Genomic DNA, 14,109 nt, shown 5'->3' on the forward strand with positions numbered 1-14,109 from the left:
TCTTTCGAGAAACCATAATATTTATGGTTTAAATCGATTGGTACGAAGCAGTAAGATTTTATTTTTTCCACGAGGCAAATCTAGTTCCAGTAAGAATGCCCGCTTCTGTTATTGCAAATAAATTAAACGAATTATTGGAATAAAGAAATAAGGGGATAAATAACCAATATAATGCCCAATTTGAAAAGTCAAAAAGGAAAGTCAAAATAAATATAGTAAAAATAAACAGTAGATAGATCCAATGGACAATAAACCTACATTTTTGGTTAGAATAATTCGGTAGATCTACTATTTTTTCAGGATGATTACGAATTTGTGCTGCTTCCTTTTCTGATGCAGGTAATAGAACATTCTGTTTCATTTTCAGCAAAAGTGAAACAAGCCTTAAAGCAAAATAAACAATAACAATTAAAAATAAAGCATCCATCCATACTTTCACCATGCTTCTCCCCACTTTAAATCACTTTCTATTTGACTTATACATATTTTAACATGTACACTTCCTTTTCGTAAAAAATTAAAGGCCGAACAATATATGAGTGCTATTCGGTCTTTTGTAGTAATCCTTCAAAAAGTATTCACAATTGCACGATTAAAAATGCAAAAAGGAGCACCTTCTCATTTTTTTAAAAGGGAGATTTGACTAATGTTCTTTTATTGTAAGTATGTTTATAATGAATTATTCTAAAAGCCAATTTTTTTCTGAATTATGAGTAGAACATTAGGCTTTTGTTCATTCCCTAAAGCATCTGATAGTGAAAAAAGACGGAATACATTATAAATATAAACCCTAATTTTACACATAAATATTCCATTTCCTTTTCATTCTTGTGGTCTTAAATCTCTCTTTTTTCTATTCGGTGTTTCTTTTATGTCCTGCATTTACTCCCCTATCAAACCATTCATTCCTTATAAATTTCACCAAAAATCCATTAACTTCATGAGGCAATCTGATTCGTTAACACAATAAATTCAATGAAAAAAAGGATCAATCCTTTCTTAGATTGACGCACCTCTTCTTTGAGAATGACTAGCCTTTCATCATTTTCACCTTATAGAGTAACCTATTTAAATTTAAGAGTAATTTTATGTTGCTACACAACGTAATTTAGTTTACTATATAGAGTAAAGGAGGTAAGTGATGAAAAAAGTGGATGACTTAAGATTAAATGTTAGTTTATTACGTAGGAAAGTACCGAATCTAACCAGTGCAGCACGCCAAGTTGGCTTGCGACCAGCCACTGTTTCTAATCTATGCACGGGAAAAATATCTGTTGGCAGGGCTGAGGTTCGAACTTTAGTTGCACTTGCATCATTAGCCGATTGCAGTTTGGATGATCTAATTATTAGAGGGGAGAAAATCGAAATGATAGAAACCAAAATCAAAACGTTAGATTTATTTGCTCCTTTAGCAAAAGGAGGTACTGTCGGTTTGGTTGCACGTACTGGAATGGGGCAGCTCGTAGTATTGGCAGAATTATTCTATCGTTTTAAGAAGGAAGTGTATAAAACGATTCTTTTAATGCCTGAAGGTGAACATCAAGGATTAAATGATCTTGTTGAAAATGTAGAAATCATTACAAACACTATTGATGACACATATGAGCGTATTGCGAATATCGGGGGAGACCAAGATATTATGTTCATTGCAGACAGATCCCATGTGATAACAGGACGAATCCAACAATTACAGGAGAATCTTCAAGGGGTTGGAATTCATTCTGTTACAACCTTTCTTGTTGATTTGACTGGCGAAGTTGTTGATGAAGATTTACCTTATGGACCACTCGAAACCTTATGGCAATTCGATGCTGATCTTGTTGCAAGACACCGCTATCCAGCCGTTAATCCTTTAAGCTCAACATCATCTGTTCTTGAAGGAGCCCATTTAGATCAGGAACACTTTACTATTCAACAAAAAGCCCTAAAAATTCTTCGTCGTTATCGGGAACTCCGTTCATTGGTGAATGTTAGCGGGATTGAACGAATTCCGACTTCTGCGTTACAAACATATCGAAGAGGCGAGAAACTTGAAGCATATTTAACTCAGGCTTTTTATATTGCCGAGCCCTTTACAAAAAAGTTAGGCCAAGCTGTTAGCCTGCAAGATACTTTGAATGATGTAAAAGAGATTATGAATGGTGCTGTAGATTCTAAAGATGTATCAGAACTAGAGTTTATTGGGAATTTACAATCCGATCATTTGGAATGAGGTCTTCCCTTATGGCAAAAATCCACCTATTAAACCCGAGTGCAAAGTCATTGCATGGCTTCTTTAGTAAAGATTTAGAACCCGCATTGGAAATAGATTCGGGAGATACAGTTTATTTTGAAACCCTCGATAGTGCATGGGGTGTCGGGAAGCGCAAAGCTTTAGGGGAACCTAAAAAAAGATTCGGCAATGTTCAACCTCACCGGAGGTCTAAACAATTTGGCCATGCATTAATCGGTCCTGTCTATATTAGGGATGCAAAGCCAGGTCAAACTTTAGAAATTAAGATTAATGAAATTATACCTGGCTCATGGGGATGGACTTCCGCTGGGGGATTTTCGAGCTATTGGAATGCAAAATTAGGTATGGTCGAAGAAAAAGAAGTGATATTGGATTTTGAATTAGATATCAATCGAATGATTGGAAAAAGTCAATTTGGAAACTTTGATTTCACTGTAAAGCTAAATCCTTTCATGGGAATTATGGGAATGCCCCCCTCTATACCGGGACAACATACGACTATTTCACCTAGAGAGACGGGAGGAAATATTGATTGTAAAGAGTTACAAGCTGGAAGTACCCTATTTTTACCGATTGAGGTAGAGGGCGGACTGTTTTCTACCGGAGATGGGCATGCTGTGCAGGGAGATGGGGAAGTTAGCGGCCCCGCATTAGAATGTCCTATGGAAAAAGTTAGTTTAACTTTTACCGTCCTAGACGATTTTCCAATCCAGAGACCTAGAGCTAAAACAAAAAGTGGATGGATTACAATGGCATTTCATGAGAATCTTGAAGAAGCGATGTGGATGGCATTGGATGATATGCTCCAATTTATATCATACTTATACAACATTTCTCGATCAGAAGCTTATGCATATGCTTCTATGGTCGTTGACTTACGAATTACTCAAATTGTAAATACTTCAAAGGGAGTTCATGCATTCCTTCCCTTTGGTGCCCTAAGATAAGATGGTGAAAGCGCCCTTTTTGGAAAAGCGCTTTCGCCTTTTGTTTTATTAGTAGAAAATCATGTTATTTATATGGGAGAAATTCAATTGATTGCCACTCGGTATTTTTATCACAAGTCATAAAACAATAAATTCTTCCTTTATACGTTATCCACCCTAATCTCCTCTCACTTTATTCTAGCCAAAGCACTAATGTTTGAAACACTGTTATTTGCATCATCCCTTCTTTTATTATCAAGGCCTAAATCGTAAAAAGTCATCAAGAATTTGATCATTTTCTATCTGTGTTGCTCAATAATCGCTCACGTTTGCGAAATTAGAATTAATTTTGAAAAGGCTCTCAAAGTATAACATTCTTAAGTATAAAGCTTGCTCTATGTTTAATTCCTATTTTAGGTACTTCAATAAGTTCATAATCAAGTTGCTCGTAAGTCCTAAACATGATCTTATAAGTTGCGACGGCCTCTTCAAAATCTTGTTTTCTCTCACCATCAGTTTTGTATATGTCCTTCCAAGGGGGTAAAATAAAAACCTTTTTGTTATATCTGTAGCTTTTGACGGCAGATTCTAGTTTTTCCGAGAGAGGAATGTTTATTAAATGTGTATAGGTAAGAGTATCTGGAATACCCCGATCAAAAAATAGAGGCTGGCTTGAAGGGTTCGTCAATGCTGAAAGATAACTTTCTATGGATTTATCTAACATTAGATCACGATATTTTGTTACATTCCCCCAAGGCAGGGCATCGCCATTGGAAGAAATCTGTGCTTTAATAATTTCCCTTGCGACCTCAGGAACGTACTCATGATTATTTTTCCCTAATTCATCCAATAGGGTTGTTTTACCGGAGCCAGGTCCGCCGGTAATAATGATATAGTCATCTCTCAATAAATTACGATCTTCCATTTTGAATTCTCCTTCATTTTTTGCCTTGAAGAGATTACTGAACCTCTGCATTTTTTTCATTCGAAAATTCCTTCCTTTACTAAACAACATGACCCGTTAGCTGAAAGAATAGTCAATCCGAAGAATGCCATTCTCAATTCCTAACATTTTCTATATACCTCTGTATAAGCCACTCTTCCTGTACTTTCATATTAAGCTCCTTAAAATAATAGAATCATAAACTTAACATATTAGACTAAAATATAAAAGTATATTAGTGCGTGTTCAAAAAGGAGGATAAAAAGGATTGAGCAGTTCGAGGCGGCGTAGCTTTAAGCAAATGTTTTAGCACGCCGGAAAAATGGTCTTCTTTTCCAAGGAACGGAACGTATGCATTTTAATACGAGAGTAGCGGAAAAGCAAGCCAACAAAGAAATGCGAAGTGTCATTTTTACCGGACTTTTTGAACAACCTCTATTATATAACTTTACTATGCATAAAAAAGAGGATATTAGCCATTATATTAAACTAACTATCCTCATTTATTTAATCTGTAAAAGGGAGTGGACCACTACCCATGAATGCATTACTATACGATACTAATCATGTTTTCAAATCTATCGACCGTACGTTGTTAGAAAAGTTCACGTGCCAAAAGCCGATATACTTCTAACCGCTTTTCTTGTGAGTGTGGGATACTACAAATCATCGCTTCATCAAATCCGTACTTCTCTTTTTCCTCTTGTAGTAAAAGCGCAATTTCTTTTGCCGAACCAACTAGATGTAGTCGTCGGTTTTCTGCAATTTCCATACGATCTAATTCTGTTAGTTGATAATCTTGTGCTTCTTCTGGTGTTAAAGCTTGCATCATTCTTCCTCTTCTTAACATGAGCCTTGCAATATCTTGGGGACGAGCTTCAAATTCTGCTTCTTCCTTCGTTTCCGCTGTGGTCACCATATATGTCACAATCGCTTCAGGTTCCTCCATAAAAGATGATGACTCAAAATGTTCCTTATAAGCATCTAAGATTTCCTTAGATAAATCCCCATTAAAAAATTGAGCAAATGAATAACCGACACCCATTCGTCCCGCCTGGATAGCACTTGTACCACTTGAACCTAACATCCACGCTCCCGGTAAGACGACGTTTGATGGGGTCGCAATTGTTTTATCATATAATCTGTCTTCCGGCACTTCATCATTTAAAAGCTTTAAAGTAGTATCGAACTTCTCATACAGATTATGTAGCATTGGTTGCTGACCTTCCGATAAAGCATAGATGGAATAATTATCTCCACCCGGTGCCCGTCCAACACCGAAATCAATTCGTCCGGGAGATAATGCGCTAAGAGTTTTAAATACTTCTGCTAACTTTAGTGGTGAATAATGCATCATCATCACCCCACCTGTGCCAATCCGAATATTATTCGTTTTAGCAGCTAAATGTGCAGCAGTTACTTCTGGTGCGGAACTGGCAAACGCTTTTGTCCCATGATGTTCCGCCATCCACATACGTGCATAACCTAATTTATCTGCAAGAATCGCTAACTCTTCTGCCTTTTTTAATGCTGATTCTGCTGTATTGCCTTTTGTGACCGGTGCCTGATCTAATACACTTAATCTCATCTATTCACCTTCTTCTATAAAAATCTCATTCTCCTGTTTTGCTTTTACTATATCCTTTAATGTTTTATGTATGTTTTGTAAACTAATGAGAATAAAACCGAGCATAATAAATGTGACAATTTCTTTTGTAATAATCGAAACAATTGCTAAAATCACTGCATATAAAACATAAGCCCAATTATTCAATGAGTGCTTACCTCCTCATGACATTTTTGCCAAGTGTTTTGAATAACTTCTATTTCTCCATGTACTTTCAGTTCGTAATTCGATTACAATCTATTACGGAACAATTTGAATCTAATTATTCCGTAATAGATAATAAGTGTCAATTCATCATAACAACTGTGCTATTTTATTATCAGTGATATCATATATTCCGTCCACAAGTAGTTATCTCTTTTTCTGCAATATTAGATTGTTATTTGTGAACCCGTTAACTTTATTTTAACACTCTTTTGAATTAGTTTTTAAAAATACTTCCCGTAAAAATGTAATGAATGACAAAATGATTCCCCCTTAATGAAAAGCAATTCATCTCCGAACAAAACTAAATGATCCGTATATTTCCACACTTGTTCGTTACTGCTTCTTTTTATGCTCCGATTGCTCATTTTGCTTTTTAACTGCAGCTATATCAGTATCACTGTATATATGCGTATCACGTCCGCCAGTCGTTTTAGCAATCCATTCAATAGCCTCATTATAAGAGAGTCCTGATCTCCTAGCTTGTTCCTTCATTGCTTCTAAATCCACTTGTGTATCAATTTTTTTCTCGTCCACTATAGCTACCTCCGTTTATGTAATGTACTATTAGTGTGGACGATTCTAGCTGTCCCATGCATAAAATGCGACCTGACCATTTATTTTGTTAATTCTACTTCATTTGTATCCAATATAAAGTAATTTCCGTTTTCTTCACATCCGAAACATTCATTGTAGCTCGTTCATCATTTACCGAAAGTATCGTTAAATCATCTTTCGTGTACAAAATATGTTAAGGAACATATTCGATCAATATTATTTAAAGTTGCTCCATTTGTTCTGTTACAAAAGGAGGTGACTCATCAGCATCTGGTTGTTCTCCCCCGTTCAATCTCGCTTCTTCATCATCTTATTTTCTTTTTAGCTTCCCAGTTTGGGTTGTATTTTTTGTTTTGATATGCTTTAGATAAATCTTAACATAGAATGAAAAAAATCGTAAATACGGCAAACTAATTATTCAGCGTGAATAGCAATTATTCAGCGCGTATCGATTATCATTCAGCGCGAATGGCAATTATTCAGCGCAAACAAACCCAGATTCAGCGCAAAAACGAATAATTCAGCGCATGCTCCCCCTAGACTCCTTTTCAGCCATTGCCCTAGATTTATCTTAAATAATTGTTATTTAGCCACCACTCAAGGTGATTCTACGAAAGTTCTCAATCCCTACACTAATTTTACAGTCAATGGGTATAAATAAGGTTGTGCTGGTTCGTTTATTTCTTTCCAGCTTGACACGCGAATAGCTGGAAGTCTACTTCCATTATATTCCTCCAAAAATATAGTCCCTTTCACTTCAATCCAAGTATCTTCTGCAATAGATGCAGCATCTTCCATTTCAGTTAAAAAACCAATAATACTCGCATCTGCAACACAATGCGTAATTAAAAATCGTCCGAGGACTAATTGATCACTCGCGAAGTCTGCTTCTTTATAGACAAACCCAGTTACGGTTATTTCTTTTCCGACAAACTTGTCCATTTCCTGATTAATTCGGTCATAATATACAGCGTACACTCGCTCAGACATTAAAATTGAAGACTGTAATTCCAGTTCTTGTTCAATTTGTTCAAACTGATCCTTTGTTACTGTATTTGAATAGAGATTCGGGTCTGCCGGAAGATCATGGTATGTCACATCATCCTCTGTATTCCCATCAAAAAGGCCGTTACCTTTCCCATCCATTTTATTTTCACTTTGATCATTTTCTTTTGGTTCAGAACTCATGGCATTATTTGTTAAATTTAGCATGATTGCTTTCTTTTCTGCAATTGAAGAATCTAACGTAGAAAGTGGTATCAATAACCACATCACTATTGGTAGTGAAATAATGGCGTAAGAGACCATTTTTCTACTAGTTATTGGTGAATCACCGTGGTCGTGATCGTGTGAACAATCATGACCGTGAACATGACTTTTCTTTTTCACCATAAATACCCGTTGTAATTGAACGAGAAAAAATAAAAATAAAATTGCAGCCCCAATCATACTTATAACCGTATATTTTGGATTAATTAATTTTAATAAATCACCTGTCCTGTGTAATTTAATAATAAACATTGTAAAGAGAAATAAAATCAATCCCCTTAAAGCTTGTTGGAAATAAAAACGCATGATTCTCCTCCTAGATAAAACGATTAACTATCATTAACATCCCAAAAACAATGATTGTAATAATAAATAAAAGGACAAAGACAAATTTCGCTCTAAACACACTTAATAACATAAGCGTATTTTTAAGATCGATCATTGGGCCATAAATAAGAAAAGCTAAAATGGCTGTTGGTGGAAATAAATTGCTAAAAGAGGCTCCGATAAATGCATCTGCTTCTGAACAAAGTGAAAGAAAGTAGGCTAAGCCCATCATAATAAATGTTGATGAAGCAACACCATTTCCTAGCATAAGAAATGATTCAGAGGCTATATATGTTTGTACATATGCGGCTAATAAGGCACCGATAAATAAGTATTTCCCCATATCAAAAAACTCATCAATTGAATGTGTTAGCATATTAAATATTTTTTCTTTTAATGGTTGACGATTTACACGGTCTATTTGAATCAAACTATTCGCTTGGATAGCGTATTGTTGTTTTAATTGATGAGATCGATAAAGGATACTAATAATAAAAGCAATGATCACTGCGATGAAAAAACCGATGAACATCCGATAAAGTGCCATTCTCCAGTCGTTCCCAAAGGCCATGTAAGTAGATAGGATGACAATGGGATTAATTAATGGGCCTGTCAGCAAAAATCCTATCCCTGCATAAATCGGAACTCCTTTCGCAACAAGCCTCCGAACAATCGGTACAATTCCACACTCACATGCTGGAAACAGAGCCCCAACCACACAACTCATTACTACTGCAAGCATTCTATTTTTTGGAATCAACCGTTTGATATGATGTTCAGTGATAAATATTTGAATGCAACCAGCAATTAAGACACCAATTAAAACAAAGGGCAGCGCTTCAATGATTATGCTTAAAAAAATAATATTCATATTGTAAAGCGAAGCAGGTAATTGAAAAGTTTCCTGTAAAGAACTACTAACAGAAATGATATAAAGCGATACACAAATTAATACGATACCTAACAAATCTATTAAATAGGATCTTACATTTGTATGCATATAGTTCCTCCTAAAATAAAATACTATGTCGTAAATGTCTATTTGTATTAGCAGCTTGCTAGAATGATGGTTAGCATTCATGAGAGATAATATTCTACTCTATTATATAAACGTAATAGTTCGGTTATGCCTTAAAAAAAGTATTTTAAGCAAAATGTTTCCCATGTGCAACAAATGTGTTGACCTTCAATTTTTTACGTCCGTTAAAAAAACTAGAAAATGTCTCTTCTATCGATTCCATACTTGAATTTTTACCAGAAGATCAAGATTATAAAATAACAGTCATTGAAAAATTAATAGAAACTCGTAATAGGACAACAACGGAGGTAGTAGCTCAAAAAATGACTCCTGAAATGATACCCCCTTGCATCCGGCATATTTGAGCAATGTAATGATGTCCTACATACGGCACACCAGACGGGTGACTCTAAGCAATCGCTTCATCAGGAAAACAACTTATTACCTTTCGTCCAAACGAGGATGTATGGGATGAAGAAGTGATGGAAGCTTTTCAAAATGAAGTTTCTTATCATCGGTATTGTGTAGGAAACGCCGTTCATATTACACAGCGAGTACGCACATCAAGCACTGATGATCTAGTAAAAACAGTGGTCAATACTGGAAAAGCAGTCATGATGTCGATTTTAACTACACTTGTTCGGTTTGGTAGGTTAATTTTTGCCAACCACCTAGGAATGGAAGAATTGGGGAAAATGATTGTTTTAGGACCAGGCATTTGTCTTGTCTTAATCATTACATTATTATCAGCATTGTTTGCTATTTTTCGCAAAAAGGCAAAATAAAAACAGAGCTCTGCCACATTGGTAGAGCTCCGTTTTCATTTGTTTATCTTATATACTTTTCAAACCAACGACAAATATGATTCAGCCGTTCCATCCGTAGTTTCGGATCACCACTTCTACTTAATTCGTGATTCGCACCCGGAAAGCGGACAAATTCCACTTCTTTTTTCAAATGTTTAAGTGTAACAAATAATTGTTCCGCTTGTTCAATTGGACAGCGAAAATCCTGTTCACCATGTAAAATAAGTAACGGTGTCTCAACATTTTTAGCATATTTTAGCGGGGAAATTTCCCATAATTTTTCTGGGTCATCTAGTAAGTCATGTCCATGTTCCCATTTATTAAAGAAATACCCAATATCACTTACACCATAAAAGCTAAGCCAATTGCTAATTGAACGTTGGGTCACAGCAGCTTTGAATCGATTCGAGTGACCGACAATCCAGTTCGTCATAAACCCGCCATAGCTTCCACCTGTTACACCTAGTCGTTCCTCATCAATAAAGGGAAAATTTTCAAGGGCATAATCAACTGCATTCATCACATCCAGGTAATCTTTCCCACCATAATCATGACGGCATGCATTCACAAATTCTTGCCCATACCCATGACTACCACGTGGATTTGTATATAATACGACATAGCCTTTTGCCGCCAATACCTGCATTTCATGGAAGAATGTTTGCCCATACATCGCATGAGGTCCACCATGAATTTCAAGTACAAATGGGTACTTCTTTCCTTTTTCGAAACCGTATGGGCGAAGGAGCCACCCTTGGATATCCCAGCCATCCTCTGCTTTAAACTGGATTTCCTCTGGTTCTATAAGCTCAACTTCTGTTAGAAATGTTGCGTTTGCATTCGTTAACTTGCCTATTTCATCTCCTCTTTTGAATGAATAATAATTACAAGGTTCTGTCGGACTACTAATTCCTACTACAAAACTTTCTTGTTCCATGTCATATGAAAAGCCAAAGACATGGTTATTATTTTTATATAATGTTTCTAGTTTACTAGATACGCTTACAGAATATAATCCTGTAGCACCATGGTCTGTTCCTAGAAAATAAATAGATTGTTCATCTTTCGACCAAATAGGTCCCGCTTCAGAAGCTCCAATTCTCGTATCACCAATCATCGCATCTCCGAGTTCAAAGTCCCACTCTTCACTTAAACATTTCCTTTCTCCTGATACAAGATCAAAAAGATACAATTCTGTTAAAGTTGCACTAGCATACGTTAAATCATTGCCAAAACATGCAATCTTCTCGCCGCTTGGAGAAAAGCTTGCTTCATAGTATATGCCTTTTTCTTTCGTTATTTTCGTTAATTCCTTCGTATAAATATTTACTGTATATAGATCATTCGTTAGTTCATAATCTGCTTCTTCCTGTAAATTAGCAGCAAACAATACAGATCCATTTGGAGAAATATCTTGGTACGTATGATCAGCATCTGCTGTCGTTAATGGAGTAAATTGTTGTGTTTCAATATTGTATAAAATTAGTTGGCTTTTCTTTTCGTCTAAAAAACCACCCGCATCTGACTTATATGCTAAGCGACTAATAATCTTGGGCTGTTTATTGTTTTCTTCTTGTTCTTTTTGTCGTGCTTCTTTTGTTTGTTCCTCTTGGTTATGTATACAATCATCTTTTTCTAAACTTGCGGTAAATATGATATAATTTCCATCTTTAGACCATGCTGGATTTGTAGCACCATTTTTGAATGTAGTTATTTGTTTCGCTTCCCCACCCCCTAAAGGTAGTCTCCAAATTTGTGGAATGCCACTTCGATCTGACTGAAAAACGACACTCGTACCGTCTGGTGAAAAACGAGGATGGCTGTTTCTTCCTTTTGTAAATGTCCATTGCCTTATTTTTTCGTCTTTCATATCCTGATAAAAAAGTTGAGATTCATATTCTTTATCCGCATTGACCGTCGTTGAAACAAATGCATATCCATCGCCATTAGGAGCAAGTTGTGGATCACTATACACTTCAAAATTTGTTAAATCATCTACAGTAATTGCACGTTTTAAATTCATTATATTCCCTCCGATTAGTGATTTTTCAGCTTTCTTTTACTTAATTGTAAGATTGTTAGAGCAACGACAAGTGAAGTAAGTGATATAACTAATACTGGAATCAAATGCACACTTCCAAAAGCTACTTGAGTTTGTAAATGAGTTCCATTTTCCCCCATAAAATCGGGTGTGAAGAACATGGTTAATAGAAATCCCGAAATAAGTTGAAGAACAAAATAAGCGATCATAAAGCTCATCATAAACAAGATCATTTTTTTTAACATGACTTCACCTTTTTCCTTGGTAGTTAACTTTTAGTTTATAGTAAATTAGCTATGTAAAAAAATAATCAGACCATTAAAAATAGAACGAGCGGAAGGATCAACCTTTACTCATGATCACCTTCTATTTTATTACTTTACAATGGAAATATGTAACAATCACGACAAATTGTTGTATTTTTTTAACTTCTCGTCTAATTTAATTCGCGGATTTTCTTTTAGTAAAACGTTGATACATTCCGTCTCATTTTTAGGTGATATATAAATCACATCATACTTGCTATAATGTAATTCTAGCCTATCAATGGATAAAGCTGGTGCTGATAGTATATTTTTTACTTTTCTAATTTGTTTAATGTCACATACCTGTACCTTCTTTTTGAAAGGGCCGCAGCGAACCCTCAACTCTCCATCAATCATTTGATAGCTTGACAAACCAAAGCCACAATAGTAGTCCAATTGTGCAAAGTAAAAAAATCGATCCTAGATAACTATTACTAGACTTTACATCATACACCAATGAAACAATAAATATTAAAATAAAACCCCAAATGAGCAAGATAAACCAACTATCTTTTTTAGATGGAAAATACATTACAATCACTTCCTATTGTTACATTTCATCCAATACGAGCAAAAATTCTTTGATTGTATGAATAAATCTATCATAATCTGGCACCCATAACTCATGACCAGAATCCGAGAATTCTACCACAGACACATTTTTTAAATGATGTTTGTATTGTTCTACATCTTCCATTTGTAAAAGCGCATGTTCTGTTCCACCTTTTAGAATTAAGACAGGACATAGTAAACTCGAAAGCTCTTTCCACAAATACGTTTCCACTGAATCCCTTTGAATCTCTTGAATGACATGGGATCGTTCAGTTCCCAGTATCCCTTTAGATATAATTCCATCTACCCATGTTTGCGGAATAGAAGGATATTTTGCGGGATAGTCACAAATGATTAGTCCTTTTATTTGCTCTGAGTTGCGCACAACGAATGAAAGTGCATAAGGAACTCCCATTGAATAGGCCATCATGCAATAATCTTTTACATTGCTTTTTTCTACCACAGATTGAATGTCTGAAACATGATCTTCCAATGTATACCCCGTTTGAGGTGCATCGCTTTTTCCCATTCCTCTAAGACTAAGAGCAATACTACGCCTCGGAGAGAAATACTTCATTTCCTCTTGAAACTGTTCAGCAAACCCTAAAGCTCCTGGAATATAAACAAAAGGTGTTAAGTTCGGATCATCATTAGTTGAGTCAAGATAATGAATAGTAACCTCGTCTTTTTTTGCATAACAATCTATTATTGACACAAAAATTCCTCCTTCTGTCTCACATATAGCTTAGTGTTTTTCTAGTAGCAAAAATGAACGTAGAAGACAAAAATAAAAATTAACCTTAGTCGGTTGATTCCAAAAAACCCGCTATTCCTGGACAAACTGCCGTTAAAACTTAATTAGTCAACGATCCCTATTTATTTAAACAATAGCTCTTTAAGTTAAGGTGCAAAATCAGTTAAATCAGTAAATAACATAAAAATGACAATAAGCCAAAAAATAAAAAACGATGAGGATAAGATTAATGATAGGAAGGGAATGAGTTTTTTCTCGTTTTTCTGGCTAACCCAATGATAGATAATACAATACCTACTCCTGTCAGAAAAAACGTCACATAATCTCCTAGTAAACTACCAATCTTAGCTATTCTTGTCAGGGTGATAAAAACGATGAAAAAGCATATGATCCCGATAAATAAGGAGGCAAAGCTTAGGAAGCTATATTTCTTTTGTATAGCACTATTATTTTCCAACTAAGAGCTCCTTTCACAATTACTTGGATAAAACTGTCTATTTAACCAAAATGATACGCTAAAAACAGAAAAAATGAAAGAGGAAAAAC

14 protein-coding genes and 1 pseudogene are annotated in these 14,109 nt (G+C 35.4%); 3 read left to right on the top strand and 12 right to left on the bottom strand.

The window, feature by feature from the left end; genetic code table 11:
- Positions 1-58 precede the first annotated feature (58 nt).
- A complete protein-coding gene (locus tag DFR56_RS17005) occupies positions 59-439 on the bottom strand; it encodes a hypothetical protein (RefSeq protein WP_146214314.1) in 381 nt (126 codons plus the stop codon).
- Positions 440-1,150: 711 nt separating this feature from the next.
- Between DFR56_RS17005 and DFR56_RS17010 the strand changes: the two genes are divergently transcribed.
- Together DFR56_RS17010 and DFR56_RS17015 are read left to right on the top strand one after the other, a co-directional pair.
- Positions 1,151-2,212 carry a helix-turn-helix domain-containing protein gene (locus tag DFR56_RS17010; RefSeq protein ID WP_110396723.1) on the top strand — a complete coding sequence of 354 codons (1,062 nt, stop codon included), beginning with the start codon at positions 1,151-1,153 and terminating at the stop codon, positions 2,210-2,212.
- An 11-nt stretch (positions 2,213-2,223) separates the two neighbouring features.
- Positions 2,224-3,180 carry an acetamidase/formamidase family protein gene (locus DFR56_RS17015; protein ID WP_110396655.1) on the top strand — a complete coding sequence of 319 codons (957 nt, stop codon included), beginning with the start codon at positions 2,224-2,226 and terminating at the stop codon, positions 3,178-3,180.
- A gap of 340 nt (positions 3,181-3,520) precedes the next feature.
- Here the strand turns inward: DFR56_RS17015 and DFR56_RS17020 are convergent, their stop codons facing one another.
- The 6 genes from DFR56_RS17020 to DFR56_RS17045 all read right to left on the bottom strand — a co-directional run bounded on the left by DFR56_RS17020 (position 3,521) and on the right by DFR56_RS17045 (position 9,087).
- Positions 3,521-4,144, bottom strand: coding sequence for an AAA family ATPase (locus tag DFR56_RS17020; protein ID WP_244916562.1), 624 nt, complete (start codon positions 4,142-4,144; stop codon positions 3,521-3,523).
- 553 nt (positions 4,145-4,697) lie between these two features.
- The gene (locus DFR56_RS17025) at positions 4,698-5,690 is read right to left on the bottom strand and encodes an LLM class flavin-dependent oxidoreductase (protein WP_110396656.1); all 993 of its coding nucleotides are present in this window, start codon (positions 5,688-5,690) and stop codon (positions 4,698-4,700) included.
- Positions 5,691-5,876: a hypothetical protein gene (locus tag DFR56_RS17030; RefSeq protein WP_110396657.1), complete on the bottom strand. Its 186-nt coding sequence runs from the start codon at positions 5,874-5,876 to the stop codon at positions 5,691-5,693.
- 393 nt (positions 5,877-6,269) lie between these two features.
- Positions 6,270-6,470: a hypothetical protein gene (locus DFR56_RS17035; RefSeq protein WP_110396658.1), complete on the bottom strand. Its 201-nt coding sequence runs from the start codon at positions 6,468-6,470 to the stop codon at positions 6,270-6,272.
- Between the two features lie 648 nt (positions 6,471-7,118).
- The gene (locus DFR56_RS17040) at positions 7,119-8,066 is read right to left on the bottom strand and encodes a TIGR03943 family putative permease subunit (protein ID WP_110396659.1); all 948 of its coding nucleotides are present in this window, start codon (positions 8,064-8,066) and stop codon (positions 7,119-7,121) included.
- A 10-nt stretch (positions 8,067-8,076) separates the two neighbouring features.
- A complete protein-coding gene (locus DFR56_RS17045; RefSeq protein WP_110396660.1) occupies positions 8,077-9,087 on the bottom strand; it encodes a permease in 1,011 nt (336 codons plus the stop codon).
- Positions 9,088-9,587: 500 nt separating this feature from the next.
- Between DFR56_RS17045 and DFR56_RS17050 the strand changes: the two genes are divergently transcribed.
- Positions 9,588-9,890 (top strand): hypothetical protein, encoded by a 303-nt coding sequence (locus DFR56_RS17050; protein ID WP_110396661.1) that lies wholly within the window; start codon positions 9,588-9,590, stop codon positions 9,888-9,890.
- Between the two features lie 43 nt (positions 9,891-9,933).
- Here DFR56_RS17050 and DFR56_RS17055 read toward each other — a convergent pair whose 3' ends face one another.
- From DFR56_RS17055 to DFR56_RS17080, 5 genes and pseudogenes are all read right to left on the bottom strand, one after another.
- Positions 9,934-11,934 (bottom strand): S9 family peptidase, encoded by a 2,001-nt coding sequence (locus DFR56_RS17055; protein WP_110396662.1) that lies wholly within the window; start codon positions 11,932-11,934, stop codon positions 9,934-9,936.
- A 14-nt stretch (positions 11,935-11,948) separates the two neighbouring features.
- Positions 11,949-12,197: a hypothetical protein gene (locus DFR56_RS17060; protein WP_110396663.1), complete on the bottom strand. Its 249-nt coding sequence runs from the start codon at positions 12,195-12,197 to the stop codon at positions 11,949-11,951.
- Positions 12,198-12,353: 156 nt separating this feature from the next.
- The gene (locus DFR56_RS24050; protein ID WP_110396664.1) at positions 12,354-12,614 is read right to left on the bottom strand and encodes a PH domain-containing protein; all 261 of its coding nucleotides are present in this window, start codon (positions 12,612-12,614) and stop codon (positions 12,354-12,356) included.
- A 193-nt stretch (positions 12,615-12,807) separates the two neighbouring features.
- Entirely contained in the window at positions 12,808-13,524 is a 717-nt protein-coding gene (locus DFR56_RS17075; protein WP_158525691.1) for an alpha/beta fold hydrolase, read from the bottom strand.
- A 185-nt stretch (positions 13,525-13,709) separates the two neighbouring features.
- Positions 13,710-14,020 (bottom strand): annotated as a pseudogene (locus DFR56_RS17080) (hypothetical protein).
- Positions 14,021-14,109: the final 89 nt, after the last annotated feature.

This window comes from Pseudogracilibacillus auburnensis, from assembly GCF_003201975.1.
Classification (GTDB): Bacteria; Bacillota; Bacilli; order Bacillales; family Amphibacillaceae; genus Pseudogracilibacillus; species Pseudogracilibacillus auburnensis.